The sequence below is a fragment of the Terrabacter sp. 05T424 genome (assembly GCF_056396225.1).
Genome location: NZ_JBFTLB010000002.1, coordinates 164,085 through 187,239, shown reverse-complemented (window position 1 = coordinate 187,239; position 23,155 = coordinate 164,085). Strand labels below are relative to the sequence as shown.

The 23,155-nt window shown below is 70.1% G+C and carries 24 protein-coding genes; 11 read left to right on the top strand and 13 right to left on the bottom strand.

The window, feature by feature from the left end; genetic code table 11:
* Window positions 1-271 precede the first annotated feature (271 nt).
* From AC1DE0_RS05945 to AC1DE0_RS05935, 3 genes are all read left to right on the top strand, one after another.
* Window positions 272-466, top strand: a complete 195-nt coding sequence (locus AC1DE0_RS05945) for a DUF4177 domain-containing protein (RefSeq protein WP_478098183.1) — start codon at window positions 272-274, stop codon at window positions 464-466.
* A gap of 167 nt (window positions 467-633) precedes the next feature.
* Complete coding sequence (locus AC1DE0_RS05940; RefSeq protein WP_478098181.1) at window positions 634-1,428, top strand: helix-turn-helix transcriptional regulator; 795 nt, start codon at window positions 634-636, stop codon at window positions 1,426-1,428.
* A 311-nt stretch (window positions 1,429-1,739) separates the two neighbouring features.
* The gene (locus AC1DE0_RS05935) at window positions 1,740-3,203 is read left to right on the top strand and encodes a plasmid pRiA4b ORF-3 family protein (RefSeq protein WP_478098180.1); all 1,464 of its coding nucleotides are present in this window, start codon (window positions 1,740-1,742) and stop codon (window positions 3,201-3,203) included.
* A gap of 17 nt (window positions 3,204-3,220) precedes the next feature.
* On the opposite strand, the gene AC1DE0_RS05930 is transcribed toward AC1DE0_RS05935, so the two are convergent.
* From AC1DE0_RS05930 to AC1DE0_RS05915, 4 genes are all read right to left on the bottom strand, one after another.
* Window positions 3,221-3,814 (bottom strand): hypothetical protein, encoded by a 594-nt coding sequence (locus AC1DE0_RS05930; RefSeq protein WP_478098178.1) that lies wholly within the window; start codon window positions 3,812-3,814, stop codon window positions 3,221-3,223.
* Window positions 3,815-3,868: 54 nt separating this feature from the next.
* Window positions 3,869-4,357, bottom strand: a complete 489-nt coding sequence (locus AC1DE0_RS05925; RefSeq protein ID WP_478098176.1) for a hypothetical protein — start codon at window positions 4,355-4,357, stop codon at window positions 3,869-3,871.
* A 75-nt stretch (window positions 4,358-4,432) separates the two neighbouring features.
* Window positions 4,433-5,410, bottom strand: a complete 978-nt coding sequence (locus AC1DE0_RS05920) for an ERCC4 domain-containing protein (protein ID WP_478098174.1) — start codon at window positions 5,408-5,410, stop codon at window positions 4,433-4,435.
* 52 nt (window positions 5,411-5,462) lie between these two features.
* The gene (locus tag AC1DE0_RS05915; protein ID WP_478098172.1) at window positions 5,463-5,957 is read right to left on the bottom strand and encodes a hypothetical protein; all 495 of its coding nucleotides are present in this window, start codon (window positions 5,955-5,957) and stop codon (window positions 5,463-5,465) included.
* Between the two features lie 163 nt (window positions 5,958-6,120).
* On the opposite strand from AC1DE0_RS05915, the gene AC1DE0_RS05910 reads away from it, so the two are divergent.
* From AC1DE0_RS05910 to AC1DE0_RS05900, 3 genes are read left to right on the top strand one after another with little or no spacing between them, the layout of a single operon-like run.
* Window positions 6,121-6,621 (top strand): hypothetical protein, encoded by a 501-nt coding sequence (locus AC1DE0_RS05910; RefSeq protein ID WP_478098167.1) that lies wholly within the window; start codon window positions 6,121-6,123, stop codon window positions 6,619-6,621.
* Window positions 6,622-6,658: 37 nt separating this feature from the next.
* Window positions 6,659-6,919, top strand: coding sequence for a type II toxin-antitoxin system Phd/YefM family antitoxin (locus AC1DE0_RS05905; protein ID WP_478098165.1), 261 nt, complete (start codon window positions 6,659-6,661; stop codon window positions 6,917-6,919).
* A complete protein-coding gene (locus AC1DE0_RS05900) occupies window positions 6,916-7,347 on the top strand; it encodes a type II toxin-antitoxin system VapC family toxin (protein ID WP_478098163.1) in 432 nt (143 codons plus the stop codon). Before AC1DE0_RS05905 ends, AC1DE0_RS05900 begins: the two co-directional genes overlap by 4 nt.
* Window positions 7,348-7,427: 80 nt before the next feature.
* On the opposite strand, the gene AC1DE0_RS05895 is transcribed toward AC1DE0_RS05900, so the two are convergent.
* The 3 genes from AC1DE0_RS05895 to AC1DE0_RS05885 all read right to left on the bottom strand — a co-directional run bounded on the left by AC1DE0_RS05895 (window position 7,428) and on the right by AC1DE0_RS05885 (window position 10,664).
* On the bottom strand, window positions 7,428-9,314 hold the full coding sequence (locus tag AC1DE0_RS05895) for a glycoside hydrolase family 15 protein (protein WP_478098161.1): 1,887 nt from the start codon (window positions 9,312-9,314) through the stop codon (window positions 7,428-7,430).
* A 27-nt stretch (window positions 9,315-9,341) separates the two neighbouring features.
* Complete coding sequence (locus tag AC1DE0_RS05890; protein ID WP_478098159.1) at window positions 9,342-9,527, bottom strand: hypothetical protein; 186 nt, start codon at window positions 9,525-9,527, stop codon at window positions 9,342-9,344.
* 618 nt (window positions 9,528-10,145) lie between these two features.
* Window positions 10,146-10,664, bottom strand: a complete 519-nt coding sequence (locus AC1DE0_RS05885; protein ID WP_478098156.1) for a glycine cleavage system transcriptional repressor — start codon at window positions 10,662-10,664, stop codon at window positions 10,146-10,148.
* 116 nt (window positions 10,665-10,780) lie between these two features.
* On the opposite strand from AC1DE0_RS05885, the gene AC1DE0_RS05880 reads away from it, so the two are divergent.
* Window positions 10,781-11,890 (top strand): hypothetical protein, encoded by a 1,110-nt coding sequence (locus AC1DE0_RS05880; protein WP_478098154.1) that lies wholly within the window; start codon window positions 10,781-10,783, stop codon window positions 11,888-11,890.
* Between the two features lie 83 nt (window positions 11,891-11,973).
* On the opposite strand, the gene AC1DE0_RS05875 is transcribed toward AC1DE0_RS05880, so the two are convergent.
* Together AC1DE0_RS05875 and AC1DE0_RS05870 are read right to left on the bottom strand one after the other, a co-directional pair.
* Window positions 11,974-12,924 carry an oxygenase MpaB family protein gene (locus AC1DE0_RS05875; protein ID WP_478098153.1) on the bottom strand — a complete coding sequence of 317 codons (951 nt, stop codon included), beginning with the start codon at window positions 12,922-12,924 and terminating at the stop codon, window positions 11,974-11,976.
* Between the two features lie 105 nt (window positions 12,925-13,029).
* Window positions 13,030-13,440, bottom strand: a complete 411-nt coding sequence (locus AC1DE0_RS05870; RefSeq protein WP_478098152.1) for a PPOX class F420-dependent oxidoreductase — start codon at window positions 13,438-13,440, stop codon at window positions 13,030-13,032.
* Between the two features lie 38 nt (window positions 13,441-13,478).
* Here AC1DE0_RS05870 and AC1DE0_RS05865 point away from each other — a divergent pair, with 38 nt between their 5' ends.
* The 3 genes from AC1DE0_RS05865 (at window position 13,479) to AC1DE0_RS05855 (ending at window position 16,254) form a co-directional block, all read left to right on the top strand.
* Window positions 13,479-14,003 (top strand): 2'-5' RNA ligase family protein, encoded by a 525-nt coding sequence (locus AC1DE0_RS05865; RefSeq protein ID WP_478098151.1) that lies wholly within the window; start codon window positions 13,479-13,481, stop codon window positions 14,001-14,003.
* 108 nt (window positions 14,004-14,111) lie between these two features.
* On the top strand, window positions 14,112-15,260 hold the full coding sequence (locus AC1DE0_RS05860; protein ID WP_478098148.1) for a hypothetical protein: 1,149 nt from the start codon (window positions 14,112-14,114) through the stop codon (window positions 15,258-15,260).
* 304 nt (window positions 15,261-15,564) lie between these two features.
* Window positions 15,565-16,254 (top strand): SRPBCC family protein, encoded by a 690-nt coding sequence (locus AC1DE0_RS05855; RefSeq protein WP_478098146.1) that lies wholly within the window; start codon window positions 15,565-15,567, stop codon window positions 16,252-16,254.
* A gap of 154 nt (window positions 16,255-16,408) precedes the next feature.
* Here the strand turns inward: AC1DE0_RS05855 and AC1DE0_RS05850 are convergent, their stop codons facing one another.
* The 4 genes from AC1DE0_RS05850 to AC1DE0_RS05835 form a co-directional block, all read right to left on the bottom strand.
* Complete coding sequence (locus tag AC1DE0_RS05850) at window positions 16,409-17,269, bottom strand: carbohydrate ABC transporter permease (protein WP_478098144.1); 861 nt, start codon at window positions 17,267-17,269, stop codon at window positions 16,409-16,411.
* On the bottom strand, window positions 17,266-18,333 hold the full coding sequence (locus tag AC1DE0_RS05845; protein WP_478098142.1) for a carbohydrate ABC transporter permease: 1,068 nt from the start codon (window positions 18,331-18,333) through the stop codon (window positions 17,266-17,268). The genes AC1DE0_RS05850 and AC1DE0_RS05845 overlap by 4 nt, the downstream gene beginning before the upstream one ends.
* 130 nt (window positions 18,334-18,463) lie before the next feature.
* Complete coding sequence (locus tag AC1DE0_RS05840; protein WP_478098140.1) at window positions 18,464-19,723, bottom strand: sugar ABC transporter substrate-binding protein; 1,260 nt, start codon at window positions 19,721-19,723, stop codon at window positions 18,464-18,466.
* Window position 19,724: 1 nt separating this feature from the next.
* The gene (locus AC1DE0_RS05835) at window positions 19,725-20,783 is read right to left on the bottom strand and encodes a LacI family DNA-binding transcriptional regulator (RefSeq protein WP_478098138.1); all 1,059 of its coding nucleotides are present in this window, start codon (window positions 20,781-20,783) and stop codon (window positions 19,725-19,727) included.
* A gap of 159 nt (window positions 20,784-20,942) precedes the next feature.
* Here AC1DE0_RS05835 and AC1DE0_RS05830 point away from each other — a divergent pair, with 159 nt between their 5' ends.
* The gene (locus AC1DE0_RS05830) at window positions 20,943-23,120 is read left to right on the top strand and encodes a glycogen debranching N-terminal domain-containing protein (protein WP_478098136.1); all 2,178 of its coding nucleotides are present in this window, start codon (window positions 20,943-20,945) and stop codon (window positions 23,118-23,120) included.
* The last annotated feature ends 35 nt before the right edge of the window (window positions 23,121-23,155 follow it).

Genomic DNA, 23,155 nt, shown 5'->3' with positions numbered 1-23,155 from the left:
GGGCGGTAGGCAGCAGAGCTGGGTGCGCCCTATGTGGGCGGATTGGGCGCGAGCCGGTCGGAGACTGGTGCTTGAGAACGGATCAAGCACTGCCCAGTCCGATTTGGGTCAGGCCCGTGCGCCTGCTCACTGACTGGTAGCTGAGGTTGGCTTGTCTCCTGCCTCCAAGCGGCGCACGACCGAGCCGCGCGCGTACAGCCTGAGCGACAGGAATCCCGCCCTCGTCATCTCCACCTATGGTCAAGGCACCACGAAACGAGAGGGGACTGTCATGCCGCAGTACAAGGTCGTCGAGCTCCGCGAGGGGATGCTTGGCGGGAAGATGTCCGGCGACAAGCTCGAGAAGGTGCTCAACGAGTACGGCTCGAAGGGTTGGTCGGTCAAGGCGATCACCTCCGTCGACGTGAAGGGCCGCATCGGCCCCGGCGGTGTCAGCGGCGTGCTCGTCACCTTCGAGAAGGAGTAGGGCGGCGCGCCCATGCCGCGGCACGTTCGACAAATCGCCGCACACTCCTCAGACCGCTCTTACCATTTCTTGACGGGCCTTCGACGCCCGGCGGTCGAGGGGAGCACGACATGGGGACGCATCGCTCTACCCCCTTGATCGGGGCCGGCGGTCCACGCGAAGCTGACGTGCTTCGGCTCGGCATTGACATCGCCCGGCAGATCGCCGCGGGCGAGCCCTTCAAGCAGGACCTCGTCCGCCGCATCGAGGTCGTGCTCGCGGCCGACGGCGGCTGCGGCCTGGCCACGTTCAGCGCCGACCTGCAGCCCGGTGACGCGCCGGACGTCGTCACGTCCGATGGCTGCATCGTGCTGCCCGGTCAGGCTGAGCGCGCCGCCCAGTTCGTCGGCACGCACCCGTCGTTCACCGCCATGTTCCAGTTCGGCGCCACGCGCCCCGTCCGCACGAGCGACCAGGTGCGGATGGACGCGTTCTGGGAGACGGAGGAGTTCGACGCGATGCACGGCTGGTTGCCGACCGCCCACTACCCCGCGTCCATCGCCCTCCAGATGAGCCCCACCGGCTTCGCGTTCCTCGGCCTGCACCGCGACCGCCGCGACTTCACCGACGACGACCTCGACGCGCTCGCCCTGATCCAGAGCATCGTCGCGCCCGCCCTGACCCTGAACGCCCGCATCACCGAGGCCACGAGCCGCTTGCGCGCCCTGAGCCTCGACGACAGTGGAGGCATCGGTCACGACCAACTGGTGGCGCTGACCAGGCGCGAGGAGCAGGTGCTCGCCCTCGCCGCCGGCGGCCTCACCAGCGGCGCTATCGCGCACCGCCTCGGCCTCAGCGAGCGGACTGTGCGCAAGCACCTCTCCTCCGTGTACGCGAAGACAGGCCTCCGCGGGCGCGCCGCCGCCACGGCGTGGTGGGCCCGGCAGAGTCGGCGGGGCAGCGACGCACCCTCGCAGCGCTGATGTCACCGCTAGGTGTCGTTTCCGACACCTAGCGCCCGACTTCTCCCTGTCCGATCCTTGACGAGCGGGCGTTGCCGTCTCCTCTTTCGCGAGCGGACACAGCGGCAGCGCACGGAAGGGGGACCAGTAGTGGTCGGGCGTGGCAGCCGAACGACTCACTCCTGGGGGAAGTCAAGGGGATCCTTGGGTGCGCCCGGTGGGGCTATCGGGCGCACCCACACCTCGGCGCCGCCTCGGCCAGCGCTGTGAGCACGCCTCCGACCAGCCAGCGGTGACCCAACCAGAAATCACCGCTTGCGTACGCTGTCGGCGTGAGTTCCTGGCCCGACCGCCCGTCCGCGCCTGACGTCCCACCACCACCGCCGGAGGCGTCGCTGCTGACCGTCCGGATCGCGCTCGACGACATCGAGCCACCGGTGTGGAGGCGCTTCACCATCGCGGGCGATGTGCGTCTCGATCGGGTGCACGACGCGCTCCAGCTGCTGATGGGCTGGACCGACTCGCACCTGCACCAATTCAGTATCGGGGCCGCGCACGTAAGCCCACGCTTCCTCACCGCCTTCGACGTCGAGGAGGGCGACGAGGGCATCCTCGAGACCGACGTCCGGCTCGATCAGGTGCTGCGGCAGCCCGGCGATCAGCTCACCTACGCCTACGACTTCGGCGACGGCTGGACCCACACGCTGACGCTGGAGCACATCGAATCGTTGGAGCCGCGCAGGGGCGAGGACGCTGGCGCTCACCCGGGCCAGGCGGCATACGCGATCGCGTGCCTGGCAGGGGAGCGTGCATGCCCGCCTGAGGACGTCGGCGGCCAGCCCGGCTACGAGGACGTCGCCGCGTGGGTGCGCGCCGGCGAGAATCCCGCTCACCGCTTGGGCAACGGCCTGACGGCCCGCGAGATGCGGGCGTGGCTGCCTCGCGGATGGCACCCGGACCACTTCGATCTCGAGCAGACCAACGCAGCCCTCGCCCGGCTCGCGCCCCGCGACATCTCGACCGCGCTCGCGCAGCTGCCGGACGAGCTCGTCGACGTCATCAACCGGCTCCACCGGCTGGCTCGCCTCGAGCTCGACGACTGGCTCTCCACACCCCACTGGGCCAGCTCCGACCACTTCAGTCCTGCCGAGGCAGAGGCGTTGACGCGCCCGATCCGTGTCGTCCTCGACGCCGTGGGCGACGGGCTGAAGCTGACGCCGGCTGGTTACTTGCCTGGCCGGGTAACCGAGCGGATCCTCCGCGAGGCGCGAATGGCCGACAACTGGCCGGGCACGGGCAACCGTGAGGACCTCACGCCGCCGGTTCTCGACCTGCGCGACCGAGTGCGCAGTTTCGGACTGCTGCGCAAGGCGAAGGGACACCTGCTGCCGACGGCGCTGGCCGGCCGCCTGCGCGACCACCCCGAGCGGCTGCTCGACCTCGCGCTGTCACGCACGGCTGCCGATGGCCGCGAGTGGGAACGGGTCGCGGGCGGGCTGGTGCTAGTGGCGGTCGTCGGCGGGGAGCCGTTGAAGACGCACCCTCGCGGCTGGGACTCGGACGACGCGTACGACTCTGTCGCCCGCCTGCTGGGAAGCGCCGGCTTCCGCACGACGGACGGCGAACCGCCCGGCCGCTGGGACGCCTTCGGTGGCGCCCGGCTCTTGGGTGGCGCGGTCACGATGCTCGTGTCGTGCGTCGGCGCGGGGCCGGAGCCAGAGGCGGCCGTGCCGTCGCGGGACGCTGCAGACCTGACGCGCCGGGTGGCGTTGGCGATCCTCCGCCGCATGCGCTGAGGCCGGATCGCGCCGGCTCAATCGCAGTTCGCACACACGCCCGAGAGCGGCATCTCCATGAAGCAGGTCGGGCAGACGGCTCCCCGCCGTTCTTCCGTGGAAGCGCGGGAAGTGGCGCGGGAAGTCGTGCCGGCCACCGAGCGGGAAGCGCGAGGACTGCGCTGCCGAGCCTCCCGTGTACGCGTGTGGACTGTCGGGCGTGCGTCCGCGGGCACGTCGGCGCCCCAGTGTCGGTAGCACTCGAGACGCGCGGTGGCTGCCTGCGTCTCCCGCTCGTCCGGGTCGTCGAGGGCGCGCTGGCCCGCGAGGCGACGGGCCTGGTCGTAGCCCGCGCTGGTGCGCCCGTCCTGCTTGTGCACGACGAGTGACGTCAGCGGCGGCTCGTCACGCGCGTGGTTGACCTTCGCCATGTCGGCGAGCAGGCCGCCGATCCACGTGCGCATCTCGGACTTGCTCCACAGCGACGACCGGCGCTGCACCTCCTCGGCCAGGTCGGAGTAGGTGATGACGGCGTCGTAGCGACCGGCCGTCTCCACGAGGACCTCGTACGCGTGCTTCGCCCAGTAGGGGTGCCCCACCTGGGCCGTCACGTAGGTGTCGTTGTCAGACACGGCGAGCTCCCTTTTCGTCACGGTTACCGACCAGACCAGTCTCCACCCGAGTGGTCAGGCGTCGGTCAGGGGCACCAAGGACAAACGTGGCCGCAGGCTCGGCTCGGCGCCGGTGCGGCGGTCCGTGACGCCATGCCACCCGGCGGGGGTGATCACGTAGACCTCACCGACCAACGCGGGGCCGGAGTGACTGACGTGGATCCAGGCCTCGTCCCAGCCGTGCTCGACATCCGTCTCGGTCACAGGGCCGCGACGGCACACGACGGTCACCAGATGTTGCCGGACCGGAGCACTTTCGACCTCGTCGTCCGGAAGTTCGGGCACGAGCCGCGAGGCGACGTCGGTCAACAGGCCGATCGCCCCGTCGAGGTCCCAGCCGGGCGAGGGATCGACGGGGACGGGGGTCGCGGCCACCATGACCTGCAGCTCGTTGTCCACGGAGGCGACGATCACCTGGCCGGAGACGAAGGGGTAGAGGCGGTCGATGTCGGTCAGGGTGTCTGCGGGATCCTCGAGCTGCCATCCCGGAGGGAGTCGGTCCATGGACACCACCGTGCCACCAGTCGGGCCCGGCCCGAGCGCTTCATCCCCAAGGGAGAACGTCGCACAGCCGCGCGCTCAGGCTCGAGCCTCGTAGGCCTTCCAGATCTCGGGGCGCAGCCGGCCCCGGTCGCTGACGGAAAGGCCTTGCGCCATCGCCCACGCCCGCACCATGGCCGTGCTGGGCTCGGCATCCGGCACCGGCCCGGCTGGCACCAGATCAGCCAACCGCTCAACCGCACCCGCGTCGGCGTCCACCTCGCGCAAGGAGGCCGCCAGGAAACGGTAGGTCCACTCCTGCGCGAGGGCTCGCGTCTCGGCGAAGACGATCGGCACGCTCGGATGGCGCGCCTGACACTCGGCGATCGCGTCCGCCACGACGGCGGGCCGCACGTGCGTGAGGGAGAAGACGCGTGAGTAGCGCTCCTCCACCACGACGGCCGCCCGAGGTATGCCGCTGAGCTCGGCGAGCGCGTACCTCAGCTTCCCGTTCAGCAGAGAGGAGGCGAGGTCCTCGAGGCTCTTGCGCTCCACTGCGGCGACGACCCGCCCATCGACCTCGACGGCGTAGTCACCCGCGTCGAGACGCTGCTTGCGAGTGGTCACCTGCTGGTGGCTGAAACGCCAGGCGTAGCGCTCGTGCGCATCGACGAGGATCTCGAGCGGGCCCGTGTCGACAGTGGTGGGCGTGGCCGCGCGTGCCGTCGGGATGCGGACCGAGGGCCGGGCCTGCTTCGCAGTGCGGGCGCTCTGCCAGAAGATCGCCTCGCGCCCCTTCACGTGCGTGAGCACGAACTGCGACCGGCTCTCACGGGTGCGGTCGAGGACGAGCTCGATGGCGGCCCCGCGGCGCACACAGACCCGTGTGGCCACCCGCTCCACGACGTCGGCGTCGGCGGGCCACTCCTCGGCGCGGTGGCAGTAGACCTTGCTGGTGCGAGGCCACGTTTCCTTGCTCTTCAGCACGATGCCGTTCTCGCCCAGGGGAATCCGCACGAGGTAGGGCAACGTGCTGGCCTCGTCTGGGTTGCGGGCGATGAGGAAGTCATCAGGCACGCACCCATCGTGGCGCACCCACACGCGTGTCGGCAGCGACTCGGCCGAGGAGTCAGGCGGTGGCCCTCGGTGCCAGAGCGAGGCGGGGGCGAAGTCGAGGAACGAGGCCGGCGCGTTTGTCCATCACCCCGGTCCATCCGTGGGGCGTGACGACGTAGATGTCGCCCTCGGTCGCCGTCGTGAAGTGGTTACTGGAACGCCAGGGCCGGAACCAACGGTGCTCGGTGATGGTGTCGATGACCCGCCCCTCACGGCAGACGACCGTGACCAACACGTGGGTGATGGGACTCCACCCAGTCGGGGTGCCGGTGCGCGGCGGGACGAGCCGCTCGGCCACCTCGCAGAGCCGGCGGCTCGCCTCGTATGGGTCCCAGCACGGCTGTGGCTCAGAGGCATCCGGCAGGGCGGCCGCGTCGACGACCTCTTGGGATTCGAGGTGCACTGACGCCACGACAACCTGGCCGGCGCGCAAAGGGCACAAGGCGTCGACGGCGCGAAGAACGCGATCGGGATCCTCGAGCTCCCAACGTTCAAGGGATCTGGTCATGGACAGACCGTGCCACCGGTGAGCGTTTGTCGGCTCGGGTTGTCCCCAGTGGCGTGGGCGGGCCCCCGGAGCAACGGCTGTGGACGAAGCCGGTCGTCGTCGCCGCGGGGGTGGTTGTCTCTGACCCACATCGCGGCACAGCGATAGGCGGCAGGGAGGACCCGTGGGATACAGCACGAACTATCTGGGCCGGCTCGACATCGAGCCGGTGCTCAACCAAGCGGAGATCGAGTGGCTAAGGGCCTACGCCGAGGTCTACGAACCCGGCAAGTGGGGCTACGACCTGCCCCTGAACCCGAGGGCGGCGAACGCCGGCCGCTACCCCGTTGAGCGAGAGTCGGCGCACGTGGAGGTCGACGTCGGCGTGCCGTGGGGTCGTTGCGACTGGCGGCCGTGCGTCGAGGGCTGCTGCCTTCAGTGGAGGAAGTTCGAGAAGTCGAACAACGCCGCGAGCTGGCTCAGGCACCTCGTCGACCACTTCCTGTGCGCCGACGGACTGGCGCGTGGCCAGCACGAGGACTTCGAGGACTTCACCTTCGACCACATCGTCACCGGTGTCATCGCGGCGGAGCGTGGGGACAACCGCGAGCTCTACCTCATCCGGGCCGCGGACAACGAAATCAGGACGCAGACGCTGGTCGCCGGCGATCCCTGGGACTGGTGAAGCGCTAGTGACTACAATGCATCATGAGGTGGTCACAATGAGTTTGCGTCAAGTCGGCATACGCGAGCTCAAGAGCCGGCTGAGCGAGTACGTCGCTCGCGCCCAGGCGGGGGAGACGCTCGTCATCACCGACCGCGGCAGGCCCGTCGCCGAGATCCGGCCGCTGACCGGCCGCATCACTCTTCAGTCCCTGATCGACGAGGGGCTCGTGACGCAGGCCCGGCAGAAGGGTGAGGCGCCACAGCCCATGGTTGTCCAAGGCGGCATCAGCGACCTGGTCGGCGACCAGAGTCGGTGATCCTCTACCTGGACACTTCGGCGTTCGTGCCGCTGCTCGTTGCCGAACCGTCCTCAGCGCTCTGTCGGCGGCTGTGGGACTCCGCCGACGACGTCGTCTCGTCGGTGGCTCTGCGACCCGAGTCGGCGTCCGCGCTGTGGCGAGCCCATCACACCGGGCGCATCACCGCGGAGCAGATGGACGGGCTTCTCGAAGCCGCCGAATCACTTGCTGACCAGATGCACCTCGTGACCCTCGACGACCGGCTGTCGAGGGAGGCGGCGTCCTTCGTGACAACGTGTGGACTGCGCGGCTATGACGGCGTCCATGCCGCCACGGGTACGCGTGTGGTTCGCGACGACGGGGTGGCGGCCTCGGGTGACCGAGATCTGCTGGCCGCCTGGCAGTTCGGGGGCCTGACGACGTGCGACATCAACTCCGGGACCTAGGGTGCGGGCCTGGCTCCCCGCAACGGCCAGCGTTTGGATCTTGCTCCGCTGAGCGGAGCAAGATCCAAGCCAGCCGAAGCTTAATGCGTTCCCATCTCCGTCGCGATCACGTGCATGACCGCGTTGATCAGGGCCAGGTGGGTGAACGCCTGAGGGAAGTTGCCGAGGTGGCGGCCCGTGTGGGTGTCGATCTCCTCGGCATACAGCTCGAGCGGCCCGGCGAGCGAGAGCAGCTTCGCGCAGAGCTCGTGAGCCCGCTTCGTCTCGCCGATCTCCGACAGCGCCGACACGAGCCAGAACGAGCAGATCGTGAAGGTGCCCTCCTCACCGGAGAACCCGTCGTCGGTCTCGTCGACGCGGTAGCGCAGCACCAGCCCGTCGACCGTCAGCTCGTCGGCGATCGCGAGCACGGTCGCGCGCAGTACCGGGTCGTCAGGCGGCAAGAACCGCACCAACGGCGCCAGCAGCAGTGACGCGTCCAGGGCATCCGTCCCGTAGTACTGCGTCAGCACCCCGCGTGAGTCGACACCGTGCTCGAGGATGTCGGCCTTGATCTGGTCAGCGGCCAACTGCCACTCCGAGGCCTGCGAGTCCTGGCCGATCATCGAGGCGAGCTTCGCGCCGCGGTCGACCGCGACCCAGCACATGATCTTCGACGAGGTGAAGTGCTGCAACTCGCCGCGCACCTCCCAGATGCCGGCGTCGGGCTCGTGCCAGTGCTTCAGCGCGGCCTCGACCTGCTTGCCGAGGATCGGCCAGATGCGCCCGTCGAGGTGGTCGGCGACCTTCGAGTGCAGGTAGACGGAGTCGAGCAGTGCACCCCACACGTCGTGCTGCACCTGCGAGTGAGCGGCGTTGCCGATGCGCACCGGGCGCGAGGCGGCATACCCCGGCAGGTGGTCCAGCGTGGACTCCGGCAGCTCACGCTCCCCGCCGATGCCGTACATGATCTGCAGGTCCTCGTCGCGCTCGGCCATGTCGGCGATGAACGAGAAGAAGTCCACGGCCTCCCAGTCGAACCCGAGCGAGTAGAGACCCCACAGGGCGAACGTCCCGTCACGGATCCAGGTGAATCGGTAGTCGTAGTTGCGTTCTCCGCCAATGGTTTCGGGCAGCGACGTCGTCGACGCGGCCGCGATCGCCCCGGTCGGCGCGTACGTCAGGCCCTTGAGCGTCAGGGCGCTGCGCTGGAGATAGCTGCGCCACGGGTGGTCGGGGAAGCGGCCGCGCGCGAGCCAGTGCTGCCAGTGGTGCGCCGTCCACTCGAGCCGGTCGTGCGCCTCCTCCGACGTCAACGGCGGCGCGATCGCACCCCACGACAACGCCACGAAACGCTCATCGCCCTGCTTGAGCAGCGTTCGCGCAGAAGCCTGCCCGCCCTCGAAACCGACACGCAGGTCGGTCGTCAGCGTGAGCCTGATGTCGGAGCCTTCCGACTGCGAGATGCACTGGTGGTACTCGCGATCGGTGTACTCCCACTTCACCGGCTTGCGGCCGTAGTCGAGCACCGGCTCGCAGTCCATCACAGTCTGCACCTCACCCGACACGCACCTGATCGTGCGCAGCAGCGTGTGCTGCGCGTCGTAGTCCATCGGCGTGCGGCGGTGCTTCGCCGAGATGCCGTCGTCGTGGTGCCACGGCCCGATCAGCAGCACGTCGCGCACGATGATCCAGCCCGTCGGCGTGCCCCAGCTCGTCTCCAGCACCATCGTGCCGGGCAGGTAGCGCCGCGCCGTCGGCACGTTCACGTCCGAGGGCCCGAGCCGGAAACGACCCGCGTGCCGGCCCAGCAGGCAGCCGAAGACGCTCGGAGAGTCCAAGCGCGGCAGGCACATCCAGTCGACGTCACCGCCCGGCGTGACCAGCGCCGTCACCTCGCCGTCCGACAGGAACCCGTAGTCCGCGATCGGCACCGCCTTCGCGTGCGTGACCGGAGCAGCTGTCGCCGAGTACCCATGACCGTCCATGACCCCACACTGCTCGCGCGACGGCCGTCAGGCAACAGGCTTCAGCTTCGGCCAGAGGCCGCGCACCTTCTGTGGTGTCTGCACCACCGATCCGTCGGCGGTCGCATAGGCCAGGAAGCACGCGGGGATCGCGGCGCAGTGCAGGAAGGCGATCTTCCCGTCGGACGTCCACGACGGTTGGGCAGCCACCGCGGGCTGGGCGAACCGGGTCACCTGGCGAAGGGCACTCCCATCAGGTCGCACCGTCCAGAGGTTGTGAGAAGACCTCTCGGGCAGCCGAACCGTCGCTGTTGGAGACCCAGATCGAGGCCCGGAACGGGTTGACCCTCCTGTCCACTCGGCTGAACGACAGTCGTAATCCGTCGGGTGACCAGTCGGCGAGCAGGATCTCGGCCGGGGTGCCCAGCGCGTCGACGCTCGGGACTGCGATCCTCCTTGGAGCACGCGGCCAGGGTCGCCGCTGTCAGTGCGGCGACCGAGAAGCCGGTTGCCCATTATCGTGAGGCTGACGCCCCCATGACACACCTCAACCATGCGCCGGTCCGCGTGTCCCCAGTGCCCTCCCGCCTGCTCGCATGCGGTTCTGATGCCGTGAGGTTGCTGGATGCTGAAGGATGCCGGATAACGTCCGGAGCAGCCGCAAGGCGGCCGCAAGAATTTCACAAGGTCAGCGGAATACCTTCGTAGTGACCCGAAAAGCGCCCTTCACTGGACGTATTCGTCAGGGGTTGACGAAGGACTTTGACGGTTGGCCCGTTGTGGTACGTGAACCGTCACGGGGCCCGGAGCTCGCACCGCGAGACGGGCCCCTTCGTCGTGCTCGGAGACTTTTCAGGCGACGGCGATGTCGACGAGCAGCTCGGTGGCGAGCTTCTCCAGGTCGGCGCGTAGCGCACCCGTGTCGGACTCTGCCGGCACCCGCACCACGACGTGCGCCTCGAAGAGCAGTCCGCCGGCCATCGGCGCCTCGCGCGTGCCCGTCGTCATCGTCTCGATCGACAGCTCGTGCCGGCTCAGCACCGACGACACCTCGCGGACGATGCCGGGGGAGTCGTTGCCGAGCAGGTCGAGGGTGAGGCGCTGCGACGCGGAGTCGTCGGGCACCGAGTCGACCTCGGCGCCCGGGTGCGACGTCACCTCGAGCAGTCCCTCGAGCTGGTTGAGCGCCGCGGTCAGCTCGTCGACGCGTCCCGCCGGGACGCCGACGACGACGATGCCCGCAAACTTGCCCGCGAGCTCGGCGAGCTGGCTGTCCTCCCAGTTGCCGTCGTGCGCGGTGACGACGTCCGCGAGCGCGTTGACGAGGCCGGCGCGGTCGTCGCCGATGACGGTGAGCACGAGTCTGGGCACACCCGCAGCCTACTGACGCGAGGTCGCCGCGTCCGGGCGGACTGCGCGATCGCCGCGATCGCGCGATCCGCTCAGGGGGTCTGGCGCCGCGCCGTCCCCGGAGTAGCGTCAGGAGGATGCGGGGCGATCCGGCGGCCGCGCGGTTCGCGGCGATGAGGTCCGGCTACGAGAGCCACTACCTGCGCGCGGTGGCTCCCGGTGGCGGCCTCGGCTTCTGGCTGCGGCACACCGTGCACCTCGAGCCGGGCGAGCAGCCGCTCGCGTCGACGTGGTTCACCCTCTTCGACGCCCACGCGCCCGGCCCGACCACCGCCAAGGCCACGGTCGAGGGAGCCCCGAGCCACGACCCGCACTGGGTCGGCATCGCCGACGCGACCCTCGGGCCGACCCGCGCCGTCGGCGCGATGGTGCCGCCACCCGGCCAGGTTCCCGCCCACGTCCCCGTCTCGTGGAAATTAACCTTCCTCGGCGAGCGCGCGCTCGAGCACCTGCCGTCCCCGTGGATGTATGCCGTCCCCCTCCCCAGGACGAAGCCCGTCAGCCTCCACCCGTGCGCCCGGTTCACCGGCACCGTCACCGTCGACGGGCGCGTCATCGAGGTGGACGGATGGAAGGGCATGGTCGGCCACAACTGGGGCACCGAGCACGCCGAGCGGTGGATCTGGCTGCACGGCCTCGGATTCGACGGCGAGCCCAGCGGCACCTGGATCGACGTCGTGCTCGGACGCCTCCGGGTCGGTGAGCGCACGCTGCCGTGGGTCGCGAACGGGGCGCTCTCTGTCCGCGGCGACCGTCGACGGCTCGGCGGCATCGCGCATGCCCGCTCAACCACGGTCGAGGAGCGCCGCGACGGCGCCCACCTGCACCTGCCGGGCCGCGGTGGCCTCGCCATCGACGTCGAGGTCACCGCTCCGCCGGAACGGTCCGTCGCGTGGCTCTACGCCGAGCCAGGCGCGCACGCCGCCGCCACGGCCGTAGCCGCAACCAAGGCAGCCGCAAGCACGACCGCGAAGGCGCACACGACCCACCACGACCACGCCGTGCTCAACTGCTCCATCGCCGACCTCGAGGTGACGGTGACCCTGCCCAACGGCGGACGGCGCGTGCTGACGGCAGCCGGGCAGGCGGCATACGAGATCGGGATGCGCGAGCGCCCGACCGAGGTGCCGTTGCAGCCCTACCCCGACGGCCCGCACCCACGACCGGACGCCGACCTCGACCCCTAGCGCCGGGACGGGAACACAGACCTGGCACCGGGCCGGGTGCGCCCGCTTCTTGAACGCCGCCCGGCCCGGCCAAAGGTGGCCGCTCAGACGGCGGCCTTCTCCCCGACCGGGCCGGCGGACCCGTCGCGGTGATCAGGGGAGTCGGGTGAGTCAGGTGAGTCGCTGGGCCGGCGCTCGGCGAGCCCCGCCATGCCCCAGCGCACCGCCGCCGTGCCGAGGCGGCCGAGCGGCCGCGCCACGAGCGTCGAAACGACGTCGGGCAGCGGGATGCCGAGCATCTCGCGCGCCCACCCGGGCAGCAGGGACACGCCCCCGGACGCGATGGTCGCGTAGCCGGGCCGGGCGTAGAGGGGCAGCGGCGGGTTGAGCAGCAGGAAGCGCGCGGCCTCGCGGGCGGCGGGCGTGGCCTCCAGCTCGGGGCGGTACGCGTTGAGGACCTCACACAGTCCGGCGACCGTCGTGGGCGGTTCGACGACACCGAGCCGCGCCGCCGGGATGCCGGCCTGCGCGACGTAGACGTCGGCCTCGTCGGCGGTCAGGGGAGTGGCCGCGAAGGTCTGGAACGCCCGCAGGAACGAGTCGATCTCGGCCGCGTGCACCCACATCAGCAGGTGCGGGTCGTCGGCGCGGTAGGCCCGGCCGTCCGGAGCCTTGCCGCGCACCCGGGTGTGGATCGAGCGCACGGTGGCGATGGCCTCCTCGGCGTGCTCGACCGTGCCGAACGTCGTCGTCGCGAGGTAGTGGCTGGTCCGCTGCAGCCGCCCCCACGGGTCGCCCTTGTAACCGCTGTGGCCGGCGACCCCCGCCATCGCGAGCGGGTGCAGCGACTGCAGCAGCAGCGAGGTGACCCCGGCGGGGAACATCGACGCATCCGCGTGCACCCGCCACACCGGGTCGGCCGGCGTGAACCAACGCTCGCCCTGGGCACCCCAGATGCGCTGCGCGCGGTGGGGCGCATCATCGCCCGCGACCTTGCTGCGCAGCATCCTTCCCAGCTGGCGTTGCACCAGCCGGGCACCTGAGGCCGTGCTCATGAAGGTCACGCTATGCGCAGGTCAGCGCTCCGGGAAAACCGCGTGTCCAACCTTGGGGCAGGGCGCTGTCCAAGGTTGGGTGCGTCGGGCGGCCCAGGCCTGTGGTCAGGCCAGCGTGATCCGGATAGCGGCGCGTGGTCCACGCGGGCGGATGCGGTCGGTGACCGCCGCGATCGCGTCACCCAGTCGGGCCATGACGTACTTGCGCCCCATCGCGCGCTTGACCGCGGCGACGCCCTCCGGGGTGCGGTCGACGACGGCCGTGCCGGCATACGTCGGGGCCCCCTCCGGCACCCGGCCGCGCAGGTCGCACGGCCGCAGCTCGACCCGCGCGGTGTGCGCCAACCGCTTGAGCTTGCCCGCCGGGTCGACCGTGATCACGACGAGCTCGCCACCGTCCCTCGCGACCCACACGGGCGAGCCCACCGGAGTGCCCGTGCGGCGGAACGTCGTCAGTTGCACGTAGCGGTTGGCGTTGACGACGTCGAGGTCGTTCGGGAGGGGTGTCGAGCTCACGCAGCCAGCGTATGCCGTGTGCTGCCGCACAATGAGGCATGGCGCTCGCGCTCTGCCTCCTGCTCGACCGACGCTCGGACGCTCTGGTCCGGGAGCTGTGGATGCGCTTGGAGGAGAACGGGATCCCGACGCTGCTCTCCCACACGCACGGCCGGCACGTGCCCCACCTGTCGTATGCCGTCCTGCTCGACGGCGATGTCGGTGCAGTTCGCGACGTCGCTCTCGCGCTGCCGGACGCAGGCCCGGTGGACATCTCGGTGCAGGGCACGGTCGTCTTCCCGCGAGGACGGGTGGCGCTCGCGGGCTCGGCCGGGGCGGCGTTGGCCGCGCGGCAGGCGCGGGCCGTCGAGGCGCTGCGGGCCACCGGTGCGATGATCCACCGGCACTACGAGCCCGGCCACTGGATGCCGCACGTCTCGGCGTCGACCGGGGTGCAGATGGCGGACCTCGGGCCGGTCGTCACCGCGGTGTCCGACCGGCTGCCCCTGACGCTCCACTGCACGACCGCGGCGCTCATCGAGACCACGGACGGCACCACCTGGCCGCTGGCGGGCGTGCCCTGAGCGCGCGCAGTGTCCGGTTTGAGTACGTGTGCCCAGTACTGCCGAGCCGCCCCGGCGCACTTCTCCCCGAACGATCCGCCAGCAGGTCACCAAGGGAAAGGCACCACCGTGCGCATCAGCTTCACGCCCGCCGAGAACGGCTTCGCGTTCAGCAACGGGTTCACCAACCACGTCCTCCGCATCCCGGCCCTCGGCATCGACGTCACGACACGCGGCCGCTGCGGCGGCATGGCAGCCGCCTCCATGGACTATTGGCACGCCGGCCTCGCGATGTCGACGAACAGCGCTCTGCCGCAGGACGGCTCGCTCGTCGCCGACTACGTCTACTCGCGCCTCATGGACACCTTCGTCGACAACGGCGCCAAGTTCGTGCAGTACGCGACGAGCCTCGACCAGCCGACGTGGCTCCGCGGCAAGGGCGTGGCCCGGATGACCCGCGAGGACGAGCTGCCCAAGCTCAAGGCGCGGCTCAACTCCGGCCAGCCGGTGCTGCTCGGCCTGACCCAGGCCCGCGACATCACCCAGCTCGGCAACGACCACCAGGTCGTCGCGTACGGCTGGGAGCAGGACGGCCGCTACACCTACGTGCTCGTCTACGACAACAACAACCCGGGCCAGGAGGTGCGCCTCAAGCTCACCACCGTCGACGACCCCGCCGAGCGCGCCATCACCGGCAGCAACGGCAAGACGTGGCGCGGGCTCTTCGTCGAGAGCTACACCCGCAAGACGCCGAGCTTCCTCGCGAACGGCCGGCTCATCCACGACTCGACCGACCCGAAGATCCACGTCATCCGTGGCGGCGGCGCGTTCTGGGTGCCGTCACCGGCCGAGTTCGACGCGTGCGGGTTCCGTTGGGACGCAGTCGTCGCCGCGAAGCCCGGCTCGATGGCGCACGTCGCCACCCACCCGGCCAACGGCACGCTCGTGCGTGAGCGCGGCATCGACCCGATCCACGTCGTCTATGGCGGCAAGGCGTTCTGGATCCCGTCGCCCGAGGTCTTCGACGGTCTCGGCCTGGACTGGAACGCCGTGCGCGAGATCCCGCAGGGGTCGCTCGGCGGCCTGCGGCGGGTGCCGCTCGACCGCACCCTGCTGCGCGAGCGCTCGGCCGACCCGGTGTGGCTCGTCGAGGGGGGCCGGCTGCGTCACGTGACGAGCCCGGCCGTCATGGACCGGCTCGGCCTCGAGTGGGGCTGCGTGCGGGTCGTGCCCGACGGAACGCTCGCCGGACTGGCCACTGGAGCGCCGATCTACTGATCACTTGGAGGCAACGGGGATGGATGACTAGTCACTCCAATAGTCCGTTCGGACCAAATGTCCATCTTTTCGCTGACGCGTTCACACCGGCGTGTCAACCTGACGGAGTCGTCGCGGAACGGGATGCTTTTCCCAAGCGACACAGAGACTTCGGCGGTTGGCCCGTTGTGGTACGTGAACCGTCACTGATGGCCCGGACTCGCATCTGCGAGCCGGGCTTCATCAGTTCCAGGGGGCTGTTCGCCCCGTCACCGCCCTGTGAATCCCACGACTGCGCAACGGGATCCGGACTACCGTGGATCACATGAGGCGACTCGCCGCACCCCTCCTCGTCGGTGCCGCGGCCCTGTCGGTCGTGACCGCGCGCTGGTCGGCGCTGCACTGGGGCGCCACCACCGAGGAGTCGCGAGAGCCGCTGCCCGGTGACGAGCTGATCGCCGACCCGGGTCTCGTCGCGACGCGCGCCATCACCATCGAGGCGCTGCCCGAGATGGTCTGGCCGTGGGTGGTGCAGATCGGCGCCGACCGCGGCGGCTTCTACAGCTACGACCGGATCGAGAACCTCGTCGGCTGCAACCTGCGCAGCGTCAAGACGGTGGTGCCGGAGTGGCAGCACCTCGGCCCCGGCGACCTGGTGCGGCTGCACCCCCAGGTCGCCCTCACCGTCGTCTCGGTCGAGCCGGACCACTCGCTCGTTCTGCGCGCAGCGCCCCCGACCAACCGGGACCGCGCCGGGTCAGAAGCCACCCCGCCCGACGGCATACGCCCTCGGGGTGCGACGCCCGACGCGCCCTACGACTTCACCTGGGCCTTCGTGCTGCGGCGCCACCCGCACACGGCCACGCGGCTCATCACCCGTGAGCGGTTCGGCTACACCCACCGGTGGTCACCGCTGCTCGTCGAACCCGTCTCGGCCGCGAGCTCGCTGATGAGCCAGAAGATGCTGCGCGGCATCCGCGACCGTGCGGAGCGTCAGGCAAGAACAGGCGCCTGAACGACGTGCGTTTCAACAACCTTGCGACCACGAGCGAAGTAGGCGAGCGGCCCGACGAAGTTCACCGCGATGATCGCGGCCCACATCGCCTTGCTCCCCTGGATCTCGCCCGCCGGCCGACGGGTCCGACAGACGATGTGACCGACGAGACCGGCTACCCCTTCACGCCTCCCTCGTTGGCGCCGCGGATGAAGTAGCGCTGGAGCGCGAAGAAGAGGATCGCGACCGGGATCGTCGTCAGCAGGGCTGTGCCCAGCTTGAGGGGGTACTGCGTGCCGGAGCCGAGCTGCCCGGTCGTCATGCTCGCGAGCCCGGTCACCAGGGTCATGTGGTCGGGCGTGCCCCGGGTCACCACGAGGAAGTGGGAGAACTCGTTCCACGACCCCTGGAAAGACAGGATCGTCAGGGTGATGAGCGCGGGTTTGGCCATCGGCAGGACGACCGACCAGAACGTTCGGAAGACGCCGGCCCCGTCCATGCGTGCGGCCTCCTCGATCGAGATCGGGACCGAGTCGAAGAACTGCTTCATGATGAAGACGCCGGCCGCGTCGACGACGAGCGGGAGGATCATCGCCGCGTACGTGTCGTAGATGCCGAGGTAGTTGACCATGAGGAACTTCGGGATCAGCAGGGCCACACCCGGCACGGCCATGACCGCCAGGACCGCCCCGAAGACGGCACCTCGCCCGCGGAACTGCAGGCGCGAGAGGGCGTAGCCGGCCAGGGAGTCGAGGAAGACGCGCGTCCCCGTGACGACGATGGTGATGAGGAACGAGTTGCGCGTCCACGTCGTGATCGGCACCGAGGAGTCCTCCGTGCCGCCGAACATCCGCCGCCACACGGCGGTCGTCGCCGGGTTGGGGATGAGCGAGAGCGGGTTGTTCGCGGCGTCCGGGTCGGTCTTGAACGAGGTGGCGATCTGGATGAAGAAGGGGTAGATGAAGACGAGCGCGAAGGCGATCAGGGCGGCATACAGCAGGATCGTCTTGACGGGGTTGGAGGGCTTCTGGATCATCTGCGGCCTCCGATGCGGAAGAGGGGCTTGCGTTCGTCCTTCTCGGTGAGCACGTAGCGCTGCACGCGCGTCAGGACCACGATGATGACGAAGACGACGAACGCCATCGCGGCGCCCGAGCCGTAGCGGAAGTTGCGGAAGCTCTGCTGGTAGGAGAGGAAGGCCGGTGTGAGCGTCGTGCCGTCGGGCGCTCCCTGGCCCATGACGTAGATCTGGTCGAAGACCTGCCAGGTGCCGATCAGACCCAGGGTGATGACGAGGAAGAGCGCCGGCCGGATCATCGGGATCGTCACGTGGCGGATCTTCTGCCAGCTCGAGACGCCGTCGAGGGCCGCGGCCTCGTCGATCTCCACGGGGAGGTCCTGGAGGGCGGCGATGAACATCAGCATGAACGTGCCGGACGTCGTCCAGACCACGAGGAAGATGACGACGAAGAGCGCGACAGACGGCCCGGCGAGCCAGTCCCAGAGGCTGCGGCCGAGGATCTCGCCCTGCGCCCAGGCGGGGTTGTCGACGCCGACCGCGTTGAGGAGCAGGTGCAGCACGCCGCGGCTGTCGTTGAACCACTGCGGCCCGTCGATCCCGAAGAAGCCGAGGAACGCGTTGACGGCGCCGGAGTTGGAGAAGAGGAAGAGGAAGACGGTTGCGATGGCGATCGAGCTCGTCACCGATGGGAAGTAGAACGCGGTGCGGAAGAAGCTCTTGCCCTTGAGCATCTTGTTGTTGACCAGAAGCGCGAGCGCGAGGGCGAGGACGGTCTGCAGCGGCACGACGAGCAGCACGTAGTAGAACGTGTTGCCGAGTGACTGCATGAAGTTGTCACGGGTCAGGCCGTCGCGCGCGAAGAGGTCGGTGTAGTTCTTGGCGCCGACGAGCTCGGTGCCCTGACCGATCGCGAACGGGTTCGTGTTGCCCTGCCAGTTCGTGAAGCTGACCCAGAGGGCCATGAAGATCGGGATGACGAGGAAGATCCCGAGGACGACGATCATCGGGACGACGAAGATCCACCCGGCGATGCCTTCCTTGCCCCGTATGCCGCCGGTTGCCGTGCGCGTGCGCGCCATCGCGCTGCTCCTTCCGCAGGAGGGACGGGGGTGCGGGTGGCATCCGTGGTGGGGGTGCACGGATGCCGCCCGCGGTGAGGGCTTGGCCCTCGGGTGAGGGCCGGGGCCCTCGGTGGTGGGGTGTGGCAGGTCAGCCGGCGAGGGCGGCTGTGCCGTTCTTCTGCAGCTCCGCCAGCCAGGCGTTCGGGTCGCCGCCCTTGCCGAGCGTGGCCAGCGACGAGTTGAACTTCGACATGACGTCGTCGAAGCCGGCGAGGTTGACCGGGCCCTGCGCGTAGTCACCGCCGGCGACGAACGCCGCCGAGTCGGGGTACTTCGCGGCGAACGCCTTGGCGCCCTCCTCCGTCGACGGCATGACGCCGAAGGCGTCGGCGAACTTCATCTGCTGGTCGGTCGTGATGAGCGACTTGACCAGGTCGACGGACTGCGCCTGGTTCTTCGACTTGGCCGCGATGCCCCAGCAGTTGCTGAACAGCAGGGTGCCCTTGCCGGCGGGGCCGGCGGGGAGCTCGACGACCTTGTACTTGAGGTCGGGGAAGTCCTTCTTGGCGCCGCTGATCCAGTTGCCCTCGATGGTCATGACGGCGACGCCCTTGCCGAGCGCCTCTCCGCCCCATCCGGTGGAGGGCGAGGTGTTCTTGCTGAACTTGAGGATGCCCTCCTTCATCATCTTCTGCACCTCGGCGAGACCGGCCTTCGCCGGTGCGCTGTCGGCCGTGATCGTCTTGCCGTCCTCGGAGACGATCCACCCGCCGGCCTGCTTGATGAAGGCGCCGCTGCGGTTGATGTCGTCGCCGATGACGAGCCCGGTGACCTTGCCGGACGTCAGCTTGCGCGCCGTCGCCTCGAGTCCGGCCCAGTCCTTCGGGATGTCGGCGTCGGTGAGCCCCGCCTTGTTCCACAGGTCGGTGTTGATCTCGAGCGCGAGGGTCGAGTAGTCCTTCGGCGCGCAGTAGAACTTGTCGTCGTAGGTGAACGTCTTGACGAGGGCCGGCAGGAAGCCGGCGTCCTTCACCTGGTCGCCGTACGCATACAGGTTGCCGGCCTTGGCGAAGGTGCCGACCTTCGAGGCGTCGGTGTAGAAGAGGTCGGGCGGTGTCGTCGAGGCGAAGGCCTGGCCCAGCTGCTGGCCGAGGTCGGAGGCTGCGATCACCTCGACGGTGTTGCCCGTCTTCTTGGCCCAGGCGTCGACGGCGGTCTTGACGGCGTTGGTCTCGGCATCGCCCGAGCTGCCGATCATGACCGTCAGCTTGACGGGGCCGGCCGAGGTGTTCTGCGGCTGGGTGTTCGTGCCTCCGCTGAACCCGCCTCCGCCGCACGCGCTCAGGACGAGCGCGCCGGTGGTGGCGAGAGCGAGGGCGGCGACACCATGCGGCATACGTGCTCTCATGTCACTTCTCTTTCCGGTTGGTGCGGTCACCCGCGGGATGGGAGCTGGACCTGACGACCAGCTCGGGGCTGAGGAGGAGTCCGTGGGTCGCGGGCGCGTGTGGCTCCGCGCCGGTCCCCAGCAGGTGCAGGACGTGGTCGGCGACCTCGTCGAGGGGTTGGCGAAGGCTCGTGAGGTCGAGCGCCTGGGCGATGTCGGTGTCGTCGAAGCCGACGAGCCCGAAGTCGACGCCGCACCGCAGGCCACGCCGCGTGAGCACCTGCCAGGCGCCGAGGGCCAGGGCGTCGGACGCGCAGACGAGCGCGCCGCCGGTGCCGAGGGCGTCGATGAGGGGGGCCGCCGCAGCGGAGGCCTGCGAGAGCGTCTGGTGGGTGCTCGCGTGCCACTCGGGGTGGGCCAGACCGAGCTCGGCGGTGGCTCGGGCCCAGCCCGAGCGCCGGTCGTCGCCCACGGGGGAGCCCTCGGGCCAGCCGAGGAAGCCGATGCGCTCGTAGCCCTGGTCGGCGAGGTGCCGCACCGCGGCGTCGACGCCCGACGCGCCGTCGACGTCAACCCACGACGTGACGCTGGGGTCGTCCCACACACGTCCGAAGGCGGCATACGGCACCTGGTTGGCGTCGAGCCAGGCCGGCCGCGGGTCGTCGTGGCGGGTGTCCGTGAGCACGAAGCCGTCGGCGATGCGGCGGGCGATGAGGTCGTCGTAGGAGGCGATCGGGCTCGTCGGGTCGGGGGTCGTGAAGGGGACGACGTGCGAGCCGTGCCGACGTGAACCGGTGGTCAGCGAGACGAGGAAGCTGTCGAGGATCGCGCCGAGCCGGCCGAAGCCCTGGGAGTTGATCTCGAGCCCCCACGCGCCGGCGCGCTCCTGCTTGAGCTGCTGGGCGGCACGGCTGGGGCGGAAGCCGAGGCGCTGGATCTCGCGCTCGACCCGCTCGAGGGTGAGCGGCGCGACCCGTTCGGGGGAGTTGACCACGTTGCTCACGGTCTGCCGAGAGACGGCGGCGGCGCGCGCGACATCGTTGATCGTCACCCGCGGTCGCGCACGAGGTCTGGTGGTCACCCTTGACGCCTGCCTGTCGAAGTGGAACGGTCAAATATCCGTTTGAACGTTCCAATTGCCTTTTCCGGATCCTGTTGCCTTCCTCCACGGCATGTCAAGAGGTGCGACGATGCCGTGCCGGAATGGCGACCGACTCGTGACCTTCGGTAGGAGCAGCTGATGACCGCTCACAGCGCTGAGACCCAGGATGCCCATCGGCAGCCGTGGTTGCACGACCTCGCCATCTGCGTCGACGGCAACGGCACGGCCCTCAGCGCCGCGGACGGCTCGATGTCAGGGTCGGGCGCCGAGGGCTTCTTCGTCGACGACCAGAGGGTCGTGTCCCTCTTCGCGGTGAGCCTCGGGGCGTCCCACCTGGTCGACGTCGCCCACGCGAGCCGCGGCGCGTGCAGCGAGTTCTTCCTCTCCGCCCGGGGGCTCGGCGACCCCGGACCCGACCCCACGGTCGAGGTCCACCGCAGCCGGGTGATCTCGGGCGGGAGCCTGAGCGAGCGCATCACCGTCGTGTCACGCGCGGCCGCTCCGGTGCGCGCCGACCTCGCCGTGACGATCGGTGGCGACGGGGCCGACATCGGGGCGGTGAAGGCGGGCGTCGCCCAGGGACCGATCGCCGAGGTCATCGTCGAGTCGGCGGGCGTCGGGCCGGTCATGGCGACGTGGAGCTCCGACCGGCTCGTCACCCAGGTGCGCTTCGCGTCGGCGTCGGCGTCGGCGCCGACGTCGGCGCCGGCCAAGGTCGACGCGACCAGCGAGGGCGTCGTCGCGTTTTTCCCCGTCGCGCTCGAGTCAGGGGGCCGACTCGAGGTGGAGGTCCTCGTCACGACCGAACGGCGCGCGCCTTCGCGCTTCGACGCCGATGCCGGGTCGGCGTCCGTCGACTGGGCCGAGTCCGTGGACGTCACGGCCACCGATCCGCGACTCGGGCGGCTCGTGAACGCCTCGCTGGCCGACCTGCAGAGCCTGCTCCTGACCGACCCCGACTGCCCCGACGACGTCTTCGCTGCCGCCGGAACCCCTTGGTACCTCACGCTGTTCGGTCGCGACTCCATCTGGGCGGCTCGCATGGCCCTGCCCCTGGGCACCGCTCTCGCGGCAGGCACGCTGCGAGCCTTGGCCCGCCGGCAGGGCGTGACGTTCGACGCCCTGACTGCCGAGGCGCCGGGCAAGATCCCGCACGAGCTGCGTCGCACGGCGCATGCCGACAGCGCGGTGGGCTTCTCGCTGCCGCCGGTCTACTACGGCACGGTCGACGCGACCGCCCTGTGGCTCTGCCTGCTCCACGACGCCTGGCGCTGGGGGATGCCGGATGCCGAGGTCGTCGCCCTGCTGCCGAACCTCCGCGCCGCGGCTCGTTGGCTGCTCGACGACGCCGCGCCTGACGGCGACGGGCTGCTCAAGTACGTCGACGAGAGCGGGCACGGCCTCGTCAACCAGGGCTGGAAGGACTCCGGCGACTCGATGCGCTTCCGCGACGGGTCCATCGCGACGGCCCCGATCGCGCTCGTCGAAGCGCAGGCGTATGCCGTCGAGGCCGCCAGGGACGCGGCGGTCCTGCTGCGGGCGCTGGGGGGCGACGCCGGCGAGGGCGGCGAGGGCGGCGACGATGGCGACGATGGCGACGCTGCGCTCGCGGAGGCGCTCGACGCCTGGTCCGCAACGCTCACGGACGTGATCCGCGACCGCTTCTGGGTCGGTGAGGGCGACGAGCGCTACCTCGCGATGGCCATCGACGGGGAGGGGCGCCCGGTCGACGGCGTCGGCTCCAACATGGGCCACGTGCTCGGCACCGGCTCCGTGACGCGGGACGAGGCGGCGCTCGTCACCGCCACCCTCACGGGTCCGACCATGCTGCGGCGCTTCGGCATCGCCACGATGGCGACCGACAATGGCGGTTTCAACCCCATCGGCTACCACACGGGTTCGGTGTGGGTGCACGACACCGCGGTCTGCGCCCTGGGCCTGGCGCGCGAGGGGCACGCCGCCGAGGGAGGCCTGGTCGTCGGTCGGCTGCTCGACCTCGGTGAGGCCTTCGGCTACCGGTTGCCCGAGCTCTTCTCCGACATCGGCGCCCTCGACCGGCCCGCGCCCTACCCTGCGTCGTGTCGGCCGCAGGCCTGGGCAGCGGCCTCCGCGGTCGCGGTGCTGACCGTCGCCCTCGGCCTCTCCGTCGACGTCCMAGCGCGGACCGTCACGGTGCGCCCGGCCGCGTCGTCGCCCTTCGGTGCGATGACGGTGCGCGGGATCCGCGTGGGGGAGTCGCGCCTCACCGTGACGGTCGATGCCGCTGGTGGCGTCGAGGTCGGTGGACTCCCGGAGGGCTTCACGCTCACGAGCTGAGCTCCGACCGCTGTCAGTAGTCGAAGATATGTTCG

What these genes read in the sequence shown, in the direction of transcription:
- AC1DE0_RS05840 (WP_478098140.1), bottom strand. Translation starts at nt 19,723, where the DNA reads ATGAGAGCACGTATGCCGCATGGTGTCGCCGCCCTCGCTCTCGCCACC.
- AC1DE0_RS05845 (WP_478098142.1), bottom strand. Translation starts at nt 18,333, where the DNA reads ATGGCGCGCACGCGCACGGCAACCGGCGGCATACGGGGCAAGGAAGGC.
- AC1DE0_RS05875 (WP_478098153.1), bottom strand. Translation starts at nt 12,924, where the DNA reads ATGAGCACGGCCTCAGGTGCCCGGCTGGTGCAACGCCAGCTGGGAAGG.
- AC1DE0_RS05925 (WP_478098176.1), bottom strand. Translation starts at nt 4,357, where the DNA reads ATGGACCGACTCCCTCCGGGATGGCAGCTCGAGGATCCCGCAGACACC.
- AC1DE0_RS05895 (WP_478098161.1), bottom strand. Translation starts at nt 9,314, where the DNA reads ATGGACGGTCATGGGTACTCGGCGACAGCTGCTCCGGTCACGCACGCG.
- AC1DE0_RS05865 (WP_478098151.1), top strand. Translation starts at nt 13,479, where the DNA reads ATGGCGCTCGCGCTCTGCCTCCTGCTCGACCGACGCTCGGACGCTCTG.
- AC1DE0_RS05915 (WP_478098172.1), bottom strand. Translation starts at nt 5,957, where the DNA reads ATGACCAGATCCCTTGAACGTTGGGAGCTCGAGGATCCCGATCGCGTT.
- AC1DE0_RS05905 (WP_478098165.1), top strand. Translation starts at nt 6,659, where the DNA reads ATGAGTTTGCGTCAAGTCGGCATACGCGAGCTCAAGAGCCGGCTGAGC.
- AC1DE0_RS05850 (WP_478098144.1), bottom strand. Translation starts at nt 17,269, where the DNA reads ATGATCCAGAAGCCCTCCAACCCCGTCAAGACGATCCTGCTGTATGCC.
- AC1DE0_RS05880 (WP_478098154.1), top strand. Translation starts at nt 10,781, where the DNA reads ATGCGGGGCGATCCGGCGGCCGCGCGGTTCGCGGCGATGAGGTCCGGC.
- AC1DE0_RS05945 (WP_478098183.1), top strand. Translation starts at nt 272, where the DNA reads ATGCCGCAGTACAAGGTCGTCGAGCTCCGCGAGGGGATGCTTGGCGGG.
- AC1DE0_RS05855 (WP_478098146.1), top strand. Translation starts at nt 15,565, where the DNA reads ATGAGGCGACTCGCCGCACCCCTCCTCGTCGGTGCCGCGGCCCTGTCG.